The sequence below is a fragment of the Kluyvera georgiana genome, from assembly GCF_050990895.1.
GTDB classification, from domain to species: domain Bacteria; phylum Pseudomonadota; class Gammaproteobacteria; order Enterobacterales; family Enterobacteriaceae; genus Kluyvera; species Kluyvera georgiana.
On record NZ_CP158865.1, the window covers coordinates 470,732 to 487,988 of the forward strand.

At 53.2% G+C, this 17,257-nt stretch carries 12 protein-coding genes, 2 tRNA genes and 4 rRNA genes; 12 read left to right on the top strand and 6 right to left on the bottom strand.

The genetic code is table 11. The features are described from left to right. Positions 1 to 15: 15 nt before the first annotated feature. The 3 genes from rsmB to def are packed head-to-tail and all read right to left on the bottom strand — an operon-like array spanning position 16 to position 2,831. Positions 16 to 1,305 carry a 16S rRNA (cytosine(967)-C(5))-methyltransferase RsmB gene (gene rsmB / locus ABTW00_RS02295; protein ID WP_433638605.1) on the bottom strand — a complete coding sequence of 430 codons (1,290 nt, stop codon included), beginning with the start codon at positions 1,303 to 1,305 and terminating at the stop codon, positions 16 to 18. A 54-nt stretch (positions 1,306 to 1,359) separates the two neighbouring features. After that, positions 1,360 to 2,307 carry a methionyl-tRNA formyltransferase gene (gene fmt / locus ABTW00_RS02300; RefSeq protein ID WP_433638608.1) on the bottom strand — a complete coding sequence of 316 codons (948 nt, stop codon included), beginning with the start codon at positions 2,305 to 2,307 and terminating at the stop codon, positions 1,360 to 1,362. A gap of 14 nt (positions 2,308 to 2,321) precedes the next feature. Further along, positions 2,322 to 2,831: a peptide deformylase gene (gene def / locus ABTW00_RS02305; protein ID WP_064541669.1), complete on the bottom strand. Its 510-nt coding sequence runs from the start codon at positions 2,829 to 2,831 to the stop codon at positions 2,322 to 2,324. A 129-nt stretch (positions 2,832 to 2,960) separates the two neighbouring features. On the opposite strand from def, the gene dprA reads away from it, so the two are divergent. From dprA to ABTW00_RS02335, 6 genes are read left to right on the top strand one after another with little or no spacing between them, the layout of a single operon-like run. Then, a complete protein-coding gene (dprA, locus tag ABTW00_RS02310; RefSeq protein ID WP_433638612.1) occupies positions 2,961 to 4,085 on the top strand; it encodes a DNA-protecting protein DprA in 1,125 nt (374 codons plus the stop codon). After that, the gene (gene smg / locus ABTW00_RS02315) at positions 4,057 to 4,530 is read left to right on the top strand and encodes a DUF494 family protein Smg (protein WP_064541675.1); all 474 of its coding nucleotides are present in this window, start codon (positions 4,057 to 4,059) and stop codon (positions 4,528 to 4,530) included. The genes dprA and smg overlap by 29 nt, the downstream gene beginning before the upstream one ends. Positions 4,531 to 4,556: 26 nt before the next feature. Further along, the gene (locus ABTW00_RS02320) at positions 4,557 to 5,111 is read left to right on the top strand and encodes a DNA topoisomerase family protein (protein WP_433638615.1); all 555 of its coding nucleotides are present in this window, start codon (positions 4,557 to 4,559) and stop codon (positions 5,109 to 5,111) included. Then, positions 5,104 to 5,676 carry an L-threonylcarbamoyladenylate synthase type 1 TsaC gene (gene tsaC, locus ABTW00_RS02325; RefSeq protein ID WP_433638617.1) on the top strand — a complete coding sequence of 191 codons (573 nt, stop codon included), beginning with the start codon at positions 5,104 to 5,106 and terminating at the stop codon, positions 5,674 to 5,676. Before ABTW00_RS02320 ends, tsaC begins: the two co-directional genes overlap by 8 nt. A 3-nt stretch (positions 5,677 to 5,679) precedes the next feature. After that, positions 5,680 to 6,498 carry a shikimate dehydrogenase gene (gene aroE / locus ABTW00_RS02330; protein ID WP_065358272.1) on the top strand — a complete coding sequence of 273 codons (819 nt, stop codon included), beginning with the start codon at positions 5,680 to 5,682 and terminating at the stop codon, positions 6,496 to 6,498. Beyond that, the gene (locus ABTW00_RS02335) at positions 6,495 to 6,752 is read left to right on the top strand and encodes a DUF1488 domain-containing protein (protein WP_065358271.1); all 258 of its coding nucleotides are present in this window, start codon (positions 6,495 to 6,497) and stop codon (positions 6,750 to 6,752) included. Before aroE ends, ABTW00_RS02335 begins: the two co-directional genes overlap by 4 nt. On the opposite strand, the gene ABTW00_RS02340 is transcribed toward ABTW00_RS02335, so the two are convergent. Next, the gene (locus ABTW00_RS02340) at positions 6,728 to 7,282 is read right to left on the bottom strand and encodes a gamma carbonic anhydrase family protein (protein WP_433638620.1); all 555 of its coding nucleotides are present in this window, start codon (positions 7,280 to 7,282) and stop codon (positions 6,728 to 6,730) included. The two genes, ABTW00_RS02335 and ABTW00_RS02340, sit on opposite strands and share 25 nt — an antisense overlap. Positions 7,283 to 7,749: 467 nt before the next feature. Here ABTW00_RS02340 and ABTW00_RS02345 point away from each other — a divergent pair. The 6 genes from ABTW00_RS02345 to rrf (ABTW00_RS02370) all read left to right on the top strand — a co-directional run bounded on the left by ABTW00_RS02345 (position 7,750) and on the right by rrf (ABTW00_RS02370) (position 13,021). After that, positions 7,750 to 9,289: ribosomal RNA gene (locus tag ABTW00_RS02345) — 16S ribosomal RNA — on the top strand. Between the two features lie 85 nt (positions 9,290 to 9,374). Next, positions 9,375 to 9,450, top strand: a tRNA-Glu gene (locus ABTW00_RS02350). A gap of 211 nt (positions 9,451 to 9,661) precedes the next feature. Next, positions 9,662 to 12,569: ribosomal RNA gene (locus tag ABTW00_RS02355) — 23S ribosomal RNA — on the top strand. Between the two features lie 92 nt (positions 12,570 to 12,661). Further along, positions 12,662 to 12,777: ribosomal RNA gene (gene rrf, locus ABTW00_RS02360) — 5S ribosomal RNA — on the top strand. A 14-nt stretch (positions 12,778 to 12,791) separates the two neighbouring features. Continuing rightward, a tRNA-Thr gene (locus ABTW00_RS02365) sits at positions 12,792 to 12,867 on the top strand. Positions 12,868 to 12,905: 38 nt separating this feature from the next. After that, a 5S ribosomal RNA gene (gene rrf / locus ABTW00_RS02370) occupies positions 12,906 to 13,021 on the top strand. Together the 16S, 23S and 5S rRNA genes with 2 tRNA genes alongside form the textbook arrangement of a ribosomal RNA operon. A gap of 586 nt (positions 13,022 to 13,607) precedes the next feature. On the opposite strand, the gene ABTW00_RS02375 is transcribed toward rrf (ABTW00_RS02370), so the two are convergent. After that, positions 13,608 to 13,829, bottom strand: coding sequence for a lipoprotein (locus tag ABTW00_RS02375; RefSeq protein WP_035891258.1), 222 nt, complete (start codon positions 13,827 to 13,829; stop codon positions 13,608 to 13,610). A 305-nt stretch (positions 13,830 to 14,134) separates the two neighbouring features. Continuing rightward, positions 14,135 to 17,245, bottom strand: a complete 3,111-nt coding sequence (locus tag ABTW00_RS02380; RefSeq protein ID WP_065356177.1) for an efflux RND transporter permease subunit — start codon at positions 17,243 to 17,245, stop codon at positions 14,135 to 14,137. Between the last annotated feature and the right edge of the window lie 12 nt (positions 17,246 to 17,257).

The following is a 17,257-nucleotide window of genomic DNA, read 5'->3' on the forward strand; positions in this document are numbered from 1 at the left end:
CGACCCGTTATTTCATCACTTTTTGATTAGCTTAGCGTAGAAGAAACCATCACCTTCTTCGGCACCTGGTAAATTCTGTTGGCCTGGCTGCTCTGGCGTACCGGTTTCGTGCAGTTCGGCATCCGGCGTGCGGGAGAGAAACGCGGCAATTTGCTGCTGGTTTTCTTCCGGCAGAATGGAACAAGTGGCGTACACCAGCGTACCACCTGGCTTCAGGTGTGCCCAGATTGCGTTGAGGATCTCGGCCTGCAGCTGTGCCAGCTCGGCAATATCACGGTCGCGACGGAGCCATTTAATGTCCGGGTGGCGACGAATCACCCCTGTTGCGGAACACGGCGCGTCCAGCAGGATACGATCGAACTGCCGATCGCCGCACCATTGTTCAGGATAACGACCATCACCCTGTTTCACCGTCGCTTTCATACCCAGCCGCTTCAGGTTGTCATACACGCGTGACAGACGTTTTTCGTCAACGTCGACGGCCAATACGTCGGCCTGCGGTGCAACTTCGAGAATGTGCGTGGTTTTGCCGCCCGGCGCACAACACAGGTCAAGGATTTGCTCGCCGTCTTCCGGCAGCAGGTAGTTTACGCATCCTTGAGCGGAAGCATCCTGAACGGTCACCCAACCTTCGTCAAAACCAGGGAGGGCGTGTACAGGCGCTGGCGTTTCCAGACGCACCGCATCCGGGTAGTCAGCATGCGGGAAACCCGTCATACCGGCTTCTGTGAGCAGATCAAGCCAGGCGTCGCGCGAGTGGTGAGTGCGGTTGACGCGCAGCCACATCGGCGGGCGCTGGTTATTGGCCTCAAGGATGCTTTCCCACTGCTGCGGATAGGCCGCTTTAATGCGTTTTACCAGCCAGGAAGGGTGAAGGAAGCGCAAATCACTTTGTGCGAATTCAGCGAGCAGTTCTTCCTGACGGCGCTGGAACTGACGCAGTACGCCGTTGATCAGCCCTTTCAGCTGTGGACGCTTAATGACGACGGCGCCTTCAACGGTTTCCGCCAGCGCGGCATGCGGTGGAATACGGGTATGCAGCAGCTGGTAGAAGCCCACCATGATCAGGTAATGGACGGTACGCTGTTTGCCCGTCATCGGGCGTTCCATCAGCTGTTGGATCATCCACTCAAGCTGGGAAAGGGTGCGCAGCACGCCGAAGCACAGCTCCTGAAGCAGCGCTTTGTCTTTATCGGCCACTTTTTGCTGCATGGCGGGCAGCACATTGCTTAACGACTGCCCCTTTTCGACGACCTGTTCAACGGCCTGGGCCGCCATACTGCGTAAATTAAGATGTTTTTTCATAACCGTAAAAATAAAAATGCCCGGAGACTCCGGGCTTTAAAAAGGTGTCAACCGTCAGAGTAGACGGTTTCCGGGCTCGAACCACTCCCGGCGTGAGTTAAGCAGATCCTGAGCGCTCATGGCCTTCTTACCCGCGGGTTGCAGAGAGAGAAGATTGAGGATGCCGTCGCCGGTCGCGACCTGAATACCCTGGCGGGTGGCTTCGAGGATGGTCCCCGGCTCGGCGCCTGCGGGTTTATCAATCACCGAAGCTTGCCAGATTTTAACCGGCTGCTCGTCGATAACGATGTAGCTCATCGGCCACGGATTAAAGGCGCGAATGCAGCGTTCCAGCTGAGCTGCGCTGAGCGTCCAGTCAACACGGGCTTCTTCTTTGCTCAGCTTCTCTGCATAGCTAACCAGAGCTTCATCCTGCACTTCAGGTGTCGCCGTGCCGGTTGCCAGCAAATGCAGCGTGTGCAGTAGGCCCTGCGGGCCAAGTTCAGCCAGCTTATCGTAAAGGCTGGCGCTGGTGTCGTCTGGGGTAATTGGGCAGGAGAGCTTATGCAGCATATCGCCGGTATCCAGACCCACGTCCATTTGCATGATGGTCACGCCGGTTTCGCTGTCACCCGCCCACAGCGAGCGCTGAATTGGCGCAGCGCCGCGCCAGCGCGGTAGCAGCGAACCGTGAACGTTAATGCACCCAAGGCGCGGCATAGTCAGCACGGCTTTCGGCAGGAGAAGTCCATAAGCGACCACGACCATGACGTCGGCCTGTAGATCCGCGACCAGCTTCTGATTTTCTTCAGGACGCAGCGAGGCTGGCTGAAAGACCGGAATGCCTTTTTCTTCCGCCAACACTTTTACCGGGCTTGGCATCAGCTTCTTACCGCGACCGGCAGGGCGATCTGGCTGGGTAAATACGCCAACCACCTGGTGCTCAGACGACAACAGCGCGTCAAGATGACGCGCTGCAAAATCAGGAGTACCCGCAAAAATAATACGTAGGGAATCTGACACGTTAATCCTTATCCTTAGGCACGCGCGTTCAGGCGATCCAGTTTTTCAACTTTCTGACGAATACGTTGCTGCTTTAACGGCGACAGATAATCGATAAACAGCTTACCGACTAAGTGGTCCATTTCATGCTGAATGCAAATAGCCAGCAGGCCGTCCGCTTCCAGCTCGAAGGGGTTACCATCACGGCCAATGGCGCGAATTTTCACGCGTTCGGCACGAGGAACCAGCGCCCGCTGTTCCGGAATGGACAGGCAGCCTTCTTCAATGCCGGTATCGCCGTCTTTTTCCAGTAGTTCCGGGTTGATCAGCACCAGCTGTTCGTCACGATTCTCAGAGACATCGATAACGATAATACGCTGATGGATATCGACCTGGGTCGCCGCCAGACCAATCCCTTCTTCGGCGTACATGGTTTCGAACATATCGTCCACGATACGCTGGATTTCGTCATTCACTTCTTTTACCGGCGCGGCGACTTTGCGAAGGCGCTCGTCCGGGATATGTAATACTTGCAAAACTGCCATAAATATCCAGAGTTCTGTTCAGGAGTAGGAAAGATTATTACCTCTATTCTAGACAAAACCCCCTCTAATTGACAGAGTCACTGACCAATCGCAAAGATTGCTAATGCCGCATGTGGCAAGGGGGAAAGGATGTCACCCGAGGAACTCGCCTTTCGTTTGTTAAAGGTGAATGATTTGTATGGCGATGGCATGCTGCACGCGCTGTGTGTGCTGCGTCAGGAAGCTCACATTACCCATCAAATGCTTTACGCTTTGGGCTTCAGCATTAAGCAGGCCGAACGTTTTTTCGCTTTTTCACCCGCCGAGATGGAGGCCGCCAACCGTTGGCTGGCGGAATCAGACAACCATCTTTTATTTGCGGATTCGCCCTTGTACCCGGAACCGCTTCGCGCCATTAGCGATTACCCGGCGGTATTGTGCGTCCGCGGGAATCTGGCATTGTTGCATTCCCCACAGCTCGCCGTTGTCGGGAGCCGGCAACACTCTCTGTACGGTGAGCGCTGGGGGCGCTATTTGTGTGAATCGCTGGCGAAACTCGGCATCACGATTACCAGCGGCCTGGCGTTAGGCATCGATGGTGTTGCCCATCGGGGGGCGTTGCAGGCGGGTGGCAGCACGATTGCGGTCCTCGGCAGCGGGCTGAATCATATCTATCCCTACCGACATCGGTCACTGGCGCAAAGCATTGTGGAACACGGCGGGGCGCTGGTGTCAGAATTCCCGCTTATGGCGATGCCCGCGCCTTACCATTTCCCGCGGCGTAACCGCATTATCAGCGGGTTAAGTCGCGGCGTACTGGTTGTGGAAGCCGCGCTGCGAAGCGGTTCGCTGGTGACGGCTCGTTGTGCGCTTGAACAGGGGCGCGAAGTGTTCGCTATCCCCGGGCCGCTTGGTCATCCGGGTATGGAGGGGCCGCATTGGCTTATCAAACAAGGCGCGATCGCCGTCACGGAGCCTGAGGATATTCTGGTGCTTTTCCCGGGATTAAACAGACATTTGTCCGAACGAGCAGAAATGGCAAATTATTGTGCAGATAAGGAATCCGTAGCATTGCCATTTCCTGAGCTCCTGGCTAACGTAGGAGATGAGGTAACACCTGTTGACGTCGTCGCTGAACGTGCCGGCCAACCTGTGCCAGTGACCGTGGCCCAGCTACTTGAACTGGAGTTAGCAGGATGGATCGCAGCTGTACCCGGCGGCTATGTCCGATTAAGGAGGGCAGGCCATGTTCGACGTACTAATGTATTTGTTTGAGACCTACATCCATAACGAAACAGACATGCGCGTAGATCAGGACAAATTGACTCGGGATCTTACCGATGCGGGGTTCGAACGTGAAGATATCTTCAACGCGCTAATATGGCTGGAAAAGCTCGCCGACTATCAGGAAGGCCTCGTAGAACCGATGCAGCTAGCATCCGATCCTCTCTCCGTACGTATTTTCACACAGGAGGAGAGCCAGCGTCTGGATGCAAGCTGCCGAGGGTTCCTGTTATTCCTGGAGCAGATTCAGGTGCTGAACCTCGAAACGCGGGAAATGGTTATTGAGCGCGTGATGGCTCTGGATACCGCAGAGTTTGAGCTGGAAGAGCTGAAATGGGTCATTTTGATGGTTCTGTTCAATCTTCCGGGCTGTGAAAACGCGTATCAACAAATGGAAGAATTACTCTTCGAGACGAATGAAGGTATGCTGCATTAAATCATTTTGTGGCATCAAGAGTTGTTATGGTCAAATCAGCACTGTTTTCGGTGCCTAAACACGAGCCCTGCCCGCAGTGCGGGGCCGAATTAGTCATACGGTCCGGTAAACACGGGCCGTTTCTTGGCTGTTCCCATTATCCGGAATGCGACTACGTTCGTCCCCTGAAAAGTCAGGCGGACGGTCATATCGTTAAAATTCTGGAGGGGCAGATGTGTCCCAAGTGTGGTGCCGTAATGGTGCTGCGTCAGGGGCGCTTTGGTATGTTCATTGGATGCAGTCAGTATCCAGAATGTGAACATACTGAGGTTATTGATAAACCGGATGAAACTGCGATTGCCTGTCCAGCCTGCCAGCAAGGGCATCTGGTGCAGCGCCGTTCGCGTTACGGTAAAACCTTTCATTCCTGCGATCGTTACCCGGAATGTCAGTTCGTCATTAACTTCACACCGGTTGCGGGGGAGTGCCCCGAGTGCCACTACCCGCTGCTTATCGAAAAGAAAACGGCGCAGGGCGTAAAGCGTTTTTGTGCCAGTAAACAATGTGGAAAGCCGGTTCCGGCGAAACAAATCAGTGAATAAAAACCTGCCATCAGAGGCCGTGCAGCGTGCGGTTGTTGCTCTGAATAATAAAGAAGTCATCGCCTATCCAACCGAAGCCGTGTTTGGCGTGGGTTGCGATCCTGATAATGAAGAAGCGGTAATGCGGCTGCTGGCGTTAAAACAGCGTCCGGTAGAAAAGGGGCTGATCCTGATTGCCGCGAGCTTCGAACAACTTCAACCTTATATTGACGACAGTCAGTTGACCGATGAGCAGCATGCCACGGTCTTCGCGCGTTGGCCCGGGCCGGTGACGTTTGTCTTCCCCGCGAAGCCAACGACTCCCGCCTGGCTGACCGGCCGCTTTAACTCGCTGGCCGTTCGCGTCACCGATCACCCGGTAGTTATTGAGCTCTGCCAGGCCTATGGCAAACCTTTGGTGTCGACCAGCGCGAACCTGACTGGCCTGCCTCCTTGCCGAACCACGGCGGAAGTGCTTGCGCAGTTTGGCGACGATTTCCCGATCGTGGATGCGCCAACGGGGGGGCGGATGAATCCGTCAGAGATTCTTGATGCCTTAACGGGCGAACGTTTTCGCCAGGGATAACTGATGGAAAGCTACGTCGTTTTTGGTAACCCGATTGCCCACAGCAAATCACCGTTCATCCATCAACAGTTTGCCGAGCAGTTGAACATCGCGCATCCGTATGGTCGCATGCTGGCGCCGCTGGATGGTTTCGTTGCGACGCTGGAGGCTTTTTTCCAGCAGGGCGGTAAAGGGGCGAATGTGACGGTGCCTTTTAAAGAAGAGGCTTTTTCACGTGCCGATGAACTCACCGAACGTGCGGCTCTGGCGGGGGCGGTAAATACGCTTAAACGCCTTGATGATGGACGAATCCTTGGTGACAACACCGATGGTATTGGGCTATTGAGCGACCTCGAACGACTTGGGCTGATTAAGCCCGGCTATCGCGTCCTGCTGATTGGCGCTGGCGGCGCGGCGCGCGGGGTGCTGCTGCCGTTGCTTTCGCTGGATTGTCGCGTCACCCTTACCAATCGGACTCATGCGCGGGCGCAGACTCTCGCGGAACTGTTTCGTCATACCGGCAGCGTCAGCGCGCAGCCGATGTGTGAGCTTGAAGGATACGAGTTCGATTTGATCATTAATGCCACCTCCAGCGGCATTTCTGGTGAGACGCCGCTTATTCCCGCTTCACTGGTGGGCCCGCAGGTATGTTGCTATGACATGTTTTATCAGCAAGGCAATACGGCATTTCTGGCCTGGTGCATTCAGCACGGCGTCAAACGCTATGCTGATGGATTGGGGATGCTGGTGGGACAGGCAGCGCATGCCGTTTTATTGTGGCACGGCGTTTTACCGGACGTTGAACCGGTGATCGCATCCCTCAAGCGCGAGCTGGGCGTATGAATCAGGCGATTCAGTTTCCCGACCGCGAAGAGTGGCGTGCCGATCTGCAGGCCGTTTGTTTTCCGGCGCTGGTAAACGGTATGCAGTTAATGTGCGCGTTAAATGCAGAAACGATGACTCATCGCTTTGGCGGCGATAACCCGCAGCAATGGCTCGCGTTGTTTAGCGAGAATCGCTGGGATCTTGAAGAAGAAGCCAGCGATCTGATTCGCGATCGGCAGGAAGACGCTCAGGGTTGGGTCTGGCTGTCCTGATCCAGATAGTCATCTTTCCATTTCACATAGTTATTGGCCGAATAACGTAATCCCTCGATTTCGGCCTCTTTTAGCGGTCGAATCTGTTTTACCGGGCTGCCCAGATAAAGGTATCCGCTTTCGAGGCGTTTATGCTGCGGCACCAGGCTGCCCGCGCCAATCATGACGTCGTCTTCGACGACCGAGCCATCCAGCAGAATCGAACCCATCCCGACCAATACCCGATTACCGATGGTGCAGCCGTGCAGCATCACTTTATGGCCAACGGTAACGTCTTCGCCGACGATTAGCGGATTACCTTCGGGGTTCCTGGCTGACTTATGTGTCACATGGAGCACGCTACCATCCTGAATATTGCTGCGTGCGCCAATCTGGATATAGTTCACGTCGCCGCGCGCGGCAACCAGCGGCCAGATGCTGACATCATCCGCCAGACGAACGTCGCCGATGATTGCGCAGGTGGGGTCAATCATCACGCGTTTGCCGATGACGGGGAATAAATCTTTATAGCGGCGTAGAACGGCAGACATGTTTACCTCATTAAAACGGTGTCATGGTGGGATACTTTCTCATTATCGGCCCAATCCTGGGGTTTCTCATCTCAAAAATTAAGCAAATTGCATACTTACAGAGCGAAAAGTGTGAAAAAACGACACTTAGAAAAAAAGTTGAGAAAAGGGGTTGTGCAAAAAACAAAGTTCCCTATAATGCGCACCCACTGAGACGGCAAACGTGAATCACTTCACACTAAGTAGCCGGGTTGGTTGAAGAGAAAAACCTGAAAATGAGGGTTGACTCTGAAAGAGGAAAGCGTAATATACGCCACCTCGCAACGGTGAGCGAAAGCCGCGTTGCACTGCTCTTTAACAATTTATCAGACAATCTGTGTGGGCACTCGAAGATACGGATTCTTAACGTCGCAAGACGAAAAATGAATACCAAGTCTCTGAGTGAACACGTAATTCATTACGAAGTTTAATTCACGAGCATCAAACTTAAATTGAAGAGTTTGATCATGGCTCAGATTGAACGCTGGCGGCAGGCCTAACACATGCAAGTCGAACGGTAGCACAGAGAGCTTGCTCTCGGGTGACGAGTGGCGGACGGGTGAGTAATGTCTGGGAAACTGCCCGATGGAGGGGGATAACTACTGGAAACGGTAGCTAATACCGCATAACGTCGCAAGACCAAAGTGGGGGACCTTCGGGCCTCACACCATCGGATGTGCCCAGATGGGATTAGCTAGTAGGTGGGGTAACGGCTCACCTAGGCGACGATCCCTAGCTGGTCTGAGAGGATGACCAGCCACACTGGAACTGAGACACGGTCCAGACTCCTACGGGAGGCAGCAGTGGGGAATATTGCACAATGGGCGCAAGCCTGATGCAGCCATGCCGCGTGTATGAAGAAGGCCTTCGGGTTGTAAAGTACTTTCAGCGAGGAGGAAGGCGTTGTGGTTAATAACCACAGCGATTGACGTTACTCGCAGAAGAAGCACCGGCTAACTCCGTGCCAGCAGCCGCGGTAATACGGAGGGTGCAAGCGTTAATCGGAATTACTGGGCGTAAAGCGCACGCAGGCGGTTTGTTAAGTCAGATGTGAAATCCCCGGGCTCAACCTGGGAACTGCATTTGAAACTGGCAAGCTTGAGTCTCGTAGAGGGGGGTAGAATTCCAGGTGTAGCGGTGAAATGCGTAGAGATCTGGAGGAATACCGGTGGCGAAGGCGGCCCCCTGGACGAAGACTGACGCTCAGGTGCGAAAGCGTGGGGAGCAAACAGGATTAGATACCCTGGTAGTCCACGCCGTAAACGATGTCTATTTGGAGGTTGTTCCCTTGAGGAGTGGCTTCCGGAGCTAACGCGTTAAATAGACCGCCTGGGGAGTACGGCCGCAAGGTTAAAACTCAAATGAATTGACGGGGGCCCGCACAAGCGGTGGAGCATGTGGTTTAATTCGATGCAACGCGAAGAACCTTACCTACTCTTGACATCCAGAGAACTTAGCAGAGATGCTTTGGTGCCTTCGGGAACTCTGAGACAGGTGCTGCATGGCTGTCGTCAGCTCGTGTTGTGAAATGTTGGGTTAAGTCCCGCAACGAGCGCAACCCTTATCCTTTGTTGCCAGCGGTTCGGCCGGGAACTCAAAGGAGACTGCCAGTGATAAACTGGAGGAAGGTGGGGATGACGTCAAGTCATCATGGCCCTTACGAGTAGGGCTACACACGTGCTACAATGGCATATACAAAGAGAAGCGACCTCGCGAGAGCAAGCGGACCTCATAAAGTATGTCGTAGTCCGGATTGGAGTCTGCAACTCGACTCCATGAAGTCGGAATCGCTAGTAATCGTAGATCAGAATGCTACGGTGAATACGTTCCCGGGCCTTGTACACACCGCCCGTCACACCATGGGAGTGGGTTGCAAAAGAAGTAGGTAGCTTAACCTTCGGGAGGGCGCTTACCACTTTGTGATTCATGACTGGGGTGAAGTCGTAACAAGGTAACCGTAGGGGAACCTGCGGTTGGATCACCTCCTTACCTTAAAGAAACGTTCTTTGAAGTGCTCACACAGATTGTCTGATGAAAAGTAAATAGCAAGGCGTCTTGCGATTGAGACTTCAGTGTCCCCTTCGTCTAGAGGCCCAGGACACCGCCCTTTCACGGCGGTAACAGGGGTTCGAATCCCCTAGGGGACGCCACTTGCTGGTTTGTGTGAGTGAAAGTCGCCGACCTCAATATCTCAAAACTCATCTTCGGGTGACGTTTGAGATATTTGCTCTTTAAAAATCTGGATCAAGCTGAAAATTGAAACGACACACTGTGTCTGTTCTCCGTAATAAGAACAGATAAGCGGTGTGTTCGAGTCTCTCAAATTTTCGCAATCAGAAGTGAAACATCTTCGGGTTGTGAGGTTAAGCGACTAAGCGTACACGGTGGATGCCCTGGCAGTCAGAGGCGATGAAGGACGTGCTAATCTGCGATAAGCGTCGGTAAGGTGATATGAACCGTTATAACCGGCGATTTCCGAATGGGGAAACCCAGTGTGTTTCGACACACTATCGTTAACTGAATACATAGGTTAACGAAGCGAACCGGGGGAACTGAAACATCTAAGTACCCCGAGGAAAAGAAATCAACCGAGATTCCCCCAGTAGCGGCGAGCGAACGGGGAGCAGCCCAGAGTCTGAATCAGCTTGTGTGTTAGTGGAACGGTCTGGAAAGTCCGACGGTACAGGGTGATAGTCCCGTACACCAAAATGCACAGGTTGTGAACTCGATGAGTAGGGCGGGACACGTGGTATCCTGTCTGAATATGGGGGGACCATCCTCCAAGGCTAAATACTCCTGACTGACCGATAGTGAACCAGTACCGTGAGGGAAAGGCGAAAAGAACCCCGGCGAGGGGAGTGAAAAAGAACCTGAAACCGTGTACGTACAAGCAGTGGGAGCACCCTTTGGGGTGTGACTGCGTACCTTTTGTATAATGGGTCAGCGACTTATATTCTGTAGCAAGGTTAACCGTATAGGGGAGCCGAAGGGAAACCGAGTCTTAACTGGGCGTTAAGTTGCAGGGTATAGACCCGAAACCCGGTGATCTAGCCATGGGCAGGTTGAAGGTTGGGTAACACTAACTGGAGGACCGAACCGACTAATGTTGAAAAATTAGCGGATGACTTGTGGCTGGGGGTGAAAGGCCAATCAAACCGGGAGATAGCTGGTTCTCCCCGAAAGCTATTTAGGTAGCGCCTCGTGAACTCATCTTCGGGGGTAGAGCACTGTTTCGGCTAGGGGGTCATCCCGACTTACCAACCCGATGCAAACTGCGAATACCGAAGAATGTTATCACGGGAGACACACGGCGGGTGCTAACGTCCGTCGTGAAGAGGGAAACAACCCAGACCGCCAGCTAAGGTCCCAAAGTCACAGTTAAGTGGGAAACGATGTGGGAAGGCTCAGACAGCCAGGATGTTGGCTTAGAAGCAGCCATCATTTAAAGAAAGCGTAATAGCTCACTGGTCGAGTCGGCCTGCGCGGAAGATGTAACGGGGCTAAACTGTGCACCGAAGCTGCGGCAGCGACACTATGTGTTGTTGGGTAGGGGAGCGTTCTGTAAGCCTGCGAAGGTGTCTCGTGAGGGATGCTGGAGGTATCAGAAGTGCGAATGCTGACATAAGTAACGATAATGCGGGTGAAAAACCCGCACGCCGGAAGACCAAGGGTTCCTGTCCAACGTTAATCGGGGCAGGGTGAGTCGACCCCTAAGGCGAGGCCGAAAGGCGTAGTCGATGGGAAACAGGTTAATATTCCTGTACTTGGTGTTACTGCGAAGGGGGGACGGAGAAGGCTATGTTAGCCGGGCGACGGTTGTCCCGGTTTAAGCATGTAGGCGGAGCGTTTAGGTAAATCCGGACGCTTACTAACGCTGAGGTGTGATGACGAGGCACTACGGTGCTGAAGTAACAAATGCCCTGCTTCCAGGAAAAGCCTCTAAGCATCAGGTAACATCAAATCGTACCCCAAACCGACACAGGTGGTCAGGTAGAGAATACCAAGGCGCTTGAGAGAACTCGGGTGAAGGAACTAGGCAAAATGGTGCCGTAACTTCGGGAGAAGGCACGCTGATATGTAGGTGAAGTGGTTTACCCATGGAGCTGAAATCAGTCGAAGATACCAGCTGGCTGCAACTGTTTATTAAAAACACAGCACTGTGCAAACACGAAAGTGGACGTATACGGTGTGACGCCTGCCCGGTGCCGGAAGGTTAATTGATGGGGTTAGCTGTAAGGCGAAGCTCTTGATCGAAGCCCCGGTAAACGGCGGCCGTAACTATAACGGTCCTAAGGTAGCGAAATTCCTTGTCGGGTAAGTTCCGACCTGCACGAATGGCGTAATGATGGCCAGGCTGTCTCCACCCGAGACTCAGTGAAATTGAACTCGCTGTGAAGATGCAGTGTACCCGCGGCAAGACGGAAAGACCCCGTGAACCTTTACTATAGCTTGACACTGAACACTGGTCCTTGATGTGTAGGATAGGTGGGAGGCTTTGAAGCGTGGACGCCAGTCTGCGTGGAGCCAACCTTGAAATACCACCCTTTAATGGCTGGTGTTCTAACGTAGACCCGTAATCCGGGTTGCGGACAGTGTCTGGTGGGTAGTTTGACTGGGGCGGTCTCCTCCTAAAGAGTAACGGAGGAGCACGAAGGTTAGCTAATCCTGGTCGGACATCAGGAGGTTAGTGCAAAGGCATAAGCTAGCTTGACTGCGAGAGTGACGGCTCGAGCAGGTGCGAAAGCAGGTCTTAGTGATCCGGTGGTTCTGAATGGAAGGGCCATCGCTCAACGGATAAAAGGTACTCCGGGGATAACAGGCTGATACCGCCCAAGAGTTCATATCGACGGCGGTGTTTGGCACCTCGATGTCGGCTCATCACATCCTGGGGCTGAAGTAGGTCCCAAGGGTATGGCTGTTCGCCATTTAAAGTGGTACGCGAGCTGGGTTTAGAACGTCGTGAGACAGTTCGGTCCCTATCTGCCGTGGGCGCTGGAGAATTGAGGGGGGCTGCTCCTAGTACGAGAGGACCGGAGTGGACGCATCACTGGTGTTCGGGTTGTCATGCCAATGGCATTGCCCGGTAGCTAAATGCGGAAAAGATAAGTGCTGAAAGCATCTAAGCACGAAACTTGCCCCGAGATGAGTTCTCCCTGACCCTTTAAGGGTCCTGAAGGAACGTTGAAGACGACGACGTTGATAGGCTGGGTGTGTAAGCGTAGCGATACGTTGAGCTAACCAGTACTAATGAACCGTGAGGCTTAACCTTACAACGCCGAAGATGTTTTGGCGAAGAGATGATATTCAGCTTGATTACAGATGACATTAACCGGCGAAAAGCGGGTTAATAAACAGAATTTGCCTGGCGGCTGTAGCGCGGTGGTCCCACCTGACCCCATGCCGAACTCAGAAGTGAAACGCCGTAGCGCCGATGGTAGTGTGGGGTCTCCCCATGCGAGAGTAGGGAACTGCCAGGCATCAAATTTAGCGTGCTGATATGGCTCAGTTGGTAGAGCGCACCCTTGGTAAGGGTGAGGTCCCCAGTTCGACTCTGGGTATCAGCACCACTTTTTCGGTTAAAGTTTGGCACTTAGTAAAGAATTTGTCTGGCGGCTGTAGCGCGGTGGTCCCACCTGACCCCATGCCGAACTCAGAAGTGAAACGCCGTAGCGCCGATGGTAGTGTGGGGTCTCCCCATGCGAGAGTAGGGAACTGCCAGACATCAAATAAAACAAAAGGCTCAGTCGAAAGACTGGGCCTTTTGTTTTATGTATTGTTTGTCGGTGAGCGCTCTCCTGCCCAGGACAAATCCGCCGGGAGCGGATTTGAACGTTGCGCAGCAACGGCCCGTAGGGTGGCGGGCAGGAGGAGGCTCGCCATAAACTGCCAGATATCAGATAGTGAAGAAGCCCATCCTGACGGATGGGCTTTTTTACGTCTATAGCCCTGCTAACCGAATCGCTGCGCTTGAATGGCGACAAATATCCTGTCCGGATGCCGACACAAGATCGGTTCAGTGCGCTTGTCGGCTTTGCCTTCCCCTGTCTACCATATATAGCGGTTGCTAATAAAAAGCGTCTACACCGTGTGAAGAGAGTTATCCCTGTATATTTAACGGAGCGTTATAGCGTCCTTGAAATAAAATGTACTGCTATCTCTTTATTCTATTTGGTGATTTTTATGCGGTGCTGAATAAGAAGGAAATATGTGAAAGGAATAAAATAAAACCCGCATCAGCGTGATTAATAAAATAACAACCGATGCGGGTCAAAAACAACGGGAGGCACGAACCTTTGCGGCCTTTCTGTTACTTGGTCAGCGCGACGATACCCAGCGTCAGGCCTGCCAGTGCCGCTGCACCACCGGCGATGGCTCCTGCGGTTTCCCAGTTGTCTTGCGTTGTTCCTTTCATACAGGTGTTGGTGTGAACCAGACGACCCTGGTCGTCATAGACCGGAACGCAAGGTGAATCATGTGCACAGCCCGCAAGCAGCGTTGCCAGCAGCGTCACCAGAATAAATTTTTTCATGATATAGCCTCTAAATAGTCCGTTTCATTACGCCGTCATGGACGTATTACGGAATGGCTTATTTTATCACCTGGATACCCGCGGTCTGATAGAGGAAATAATCTCAATTTATGAGTTACGTAAATATCGTGGAGAAGGAGTGTTAAATTGGCAGGATTGTGTGGAAATGATGTAGATGAAAATAACGAAATAAACGCCGCGCCAGTATAATAAGCGAGATCAGTGATAACGTATTGAGCCAATTGCATTTATTTGGCGACAAAAAAAGGCGTCCGAAGACGCCTTTCACCGGATAGTTTCTGAGGTTAGTCCGTGTGTTTGGTAAATCGACGTCTGACGACCACGAAGAATACCGGGACGAAGAAAATGGCCAGCAGCGTTGCTGTTAACATTCCCCCCATAACCCCGGTACCTACCGCATTCTGCGCGCCGCTACCGGCACCATGGCTGATAACCAGCGGCATAACGCCAAGAATGAAGGCCAGCGAAGTCATTAAGATTGGGCGTAGACGCATGCGTGATGCCTCGAGCGTTGCCTCAATAATCCCCTTACCCTCTTTTTCCATAAGATCCTTGGCGAACTCAACGATCAAAATAGCGTTCTTCGCTGATAAGCCGATCGTGGTTAACAGCCCCACCTGGAAGTAAACGTCGTTATTCAAACCACGTAGTGATGCTGCCAGCAGCGCACCGACAACCCCCAGAGGCACGACCAGCATCACGGAGAATGGAATAGACCAGCTCTCATAGAGTGCTGCCAGACACAGGAAGACAACGATCAGTGAGATCGCATACAGCGCAGGGGCCTGATTGCCGGATAAACGCTCCTGATAGGACATCCCCGTCCAGTCAAAGCCAATACCAGAAGGCAGCTTGCTGGCCATTTGTTCCATCAACGTCATGGCCTCACCGGTACTTTTACCCGGCGCGGCCTCACCCAAAATCTCCATGGAAGGCAGACCGTTGTAACGCTCCAGCCGCGGTGAACCGTAAACCCAATGTGAAGTGACGAAGGCAGAGAACGGCACCATCTCGCCGTTAGCGCTTCGCACGTACATATTGTTGACATCACCTGGCAGCATACGGAATTTAGCATCCGCCTGAACATATACCTTCTTCACGCGGCCATGATCGATAAAGTCGTTTACGTAGTAACCCCCCAGTGCCGCCGAGATTGTTTCGTTGATATCCGACAGCGAGATGCCGAGCGCCTGCGCTTTTTCCTGGTCAACATCGAGCTTGAACTGCGCGGTGTCTTCCAGGCCGTTTGGACGTACGCGAACCAACTGGTCTGGATGCTGTTGCACCATGCCCAGTAGCTGATTACGGGCCTGAGTCAGCGCCGTATGGCCAAGGTTACCCTGATCAATCAACTCGAAGTCAAAGCCGGTAGCCGTACCGAGTTCGATAATGGCTGGCATATTGAACGGGAAGACCATGGCGTCTTTAATCTGGCTGAAGGCCATGGTCGCGCGTTTGATGATGGACTCCGCGCTGTTCTTATCGCCGCTACGTTCATCCCACGGCTTGAGGCTAACAAACGCCATACCGGAGTTTTGCCCCTGACCGCTGAAGCTGAAGCCGTTAACGGTAAAGACGCTTGCCACGTTGGCCTTCTCGTTATTCAGATAGTAGTGGGTAACGGTATCCAGGACCTTCTGCGTACGTTCCTGCGTAGCGCCAGCCGGGAGCTGCACCATGGTCATGAATACACCCTGATCTTCATCCGGCAGGAAGGACGTAGGAAGACGGACAAACAGCACCGCCATCCCAACAACAATAAGCACATAGATGATCAGATAACGTCCGGTACAGCGCAGAATGCCGCTCACGCTGTTGGTATAGTGGTTAACGCTCTGATCAAACTTATTGTTGAACCAGCCGAAGAACCCTTTCTTCTCATAGTGATCGGCAGATCCTGGTTTCAACAGCGTGGCACACAGCGCAGGGGTCAGAATCAAGGCAACCAGTACCGACAGTGCCATGGCCGAAACAATGGTAATAGAGAACTGGCGGTAGATAGCGCCGGTAGAGCCGCCGAAAAAGGCCATCGGGACGAACACCGCCGATAGCACCATAGCGATACCGACCAGCGCGCCCTGAATCTGCGACATGGATTTCTCCGTCGCTTCCACCGGCGAAAGCTGCTCTTCGACCATCACACGTTCAACGTTTTCAACCACCACGATAGCATCATCGACCAATAGTCCTATCGCGAGCACCATCCCGAACATTGTCAGGGTGTTTATCGAGTAGCCAAACATCTCCAGCACGGCAAAAGTCCCCAGCAATACCACCGGCACGGCGATCGTGGGAATTAGCGTTGCGCGGATATTCTGTAAGAACAGATACATCACGAGGAAGACGAGGATAATCGCTTCAAACAGCGTTTTGACCACTTCGTGAATGGAGATAGTGACAAATGGCGTGGTGTCGTATGGATAGACTACCTTCATTCCCTGCGGGAAGAAAGGCTGCAGCTCCGCCAGCTTGGCCTTAATCGCGTTCGCAGTATCCAGCGCATTCGCGCCCGTGGCGAGCTTAATCCCCAGCCCTGAAGCCGGTTTACCGTTAATGCGGGCAACGACGTTGTAGTTTTCGCCACCTAGCTCAATGCGCGCCACGTCGCTCAGATGCACGACGGAACCGTCAGCGTTGACGCGTAGGGTCACTTTGCCAAACTCAACCGGATCTTTCAGACGGGTCTGCGCAATGATAGAGGCGTTAAGCTGCTGGCCCTTCACGGAAGGCGTACCACCTAACTGGCCAGCGGCAATCTGGTCGTTCTGTACCTTCAACTGATTGATCACGTCGACCGGTGTCAGGTTGTATTTGTTCAGCAGATTCCCATCGAGCCAGATACGCATCGCGTATTGTGCGCCAAAAAGCTGGACGTCGCCGACGCCGTTCAGACGACTGATCGGGTCTTTAACGTTAGAGGCGATGTAGTCCGAAATATCGTCCTGAACGGTATTCGGGTTATCGGAGATAAAACCGGCCACTAACAGGAAGCTGCTGCTCGATTTCTCTACGCTAATCCCCTGCTGCTGTACTTCCTGCGGCAGCAGCGGCGTTGCCAGCTGCAGTTTGTTCTGCACCTGAACCTGGGCGATATCGGGGTCTGTGCCTGAATTAAAGGTCAGAGTGATAGTCACCGAACCGGCCGAATCGCTGGTAGAGGACATATACATCAGGTTATCGATACCGTTCATGTTCTGTTCGATAACCTGAGTAACGGTGTCCTGTACGGTCTGAGCGTCAGCGCCCGGATAGGTAGCGGAGATAGCCACCGCTGGCGGTGCAATCGTAGGATATTGCGCGATAGGCAATTGCAAAATAGCCAACCCGCCGGCAATCATCAGAATGATGGCCAGAACCCAGGCAAAAACCGGGCGATGGATAAAAAACTTAGACATGGGTTTGGTACC

What these genes read in the sequence shown, in the direction of transcription:
- dprA (WP_433638612.1), top strand. Translation starts at nt 2,961, where the DNA reads ATGTCACCCGAGGAACTCGCCTTTCGTTTGTTAAAGGTGAATGATTTG.
- smg (WP_064541675.1), top strand. Translation starts at nt 4,057, where the DNA reads ATGTTCGACGTACTAATGTATTTGTTTGAGACCTACATCCATAACGAA.
- ABTW00_RS02320 (WP_433638615.1), top strand. Translation starts at nt 4,557, where the DNA reads ATGGTCAAATCAGCACTGTTTTCGGTGCCTAAACACGAGCCCTGCCCG.
- aroE (WP_065358272.1), top strand. Translation starts at nt 5,680, where the DNA reads ATGGAAAGCTACGTCGTTTTTGGTAACCCGATTGCCCACAGCAAATCA.
- rsmB (WP_433638605.1), bottom strand. Translation starts at nt 1,305, where the DNA reads ATGAAAAAACATCTTAATTTACGCAGTATGGCGGCCCAGGCCGTTGAA.
- ABTW00_RS02375 (WP_035891258.1), bottom strand. Translation starts at nt 13,829, where the DNA reads ATGAAAAAATTTATTCTGGTGACGCTGCTGGCAACGCTGCTTGCGGGC.
- ABTW00_RS02340 (WP_433638620.1), bottom strand. Translation starts at nt 7,282, where the DNA reads ATGTCTGCCGTTCTACGCCGCTATAAAGATTTATTCCCCGTCATCGGC.
- def (WP_064541669.1), bottom strand. Translation starts at nt 2,831, where the DNA reads ATGGCAGTTTTGCAAGTATTACATATCCCGGACGAGCGCCTTCGCAAA.
- ABTW00_RS02335 (WP_065358271.1), top strand. Translation starts at nt 6,495, where the DNA reads ATGAATCAGGCGATTCAGTTTCCCGACCGCGAAGAGTGGCGTGCCGAT.
- ABTW00_RS02380 (WP_065356177.1), bottom strand. Translation starts at nt 17,245, where the DNA reads ATGTCTAAGTTTTTTATCCATCGCCCGGTTTTTGCCTGGGTTCTGGCC.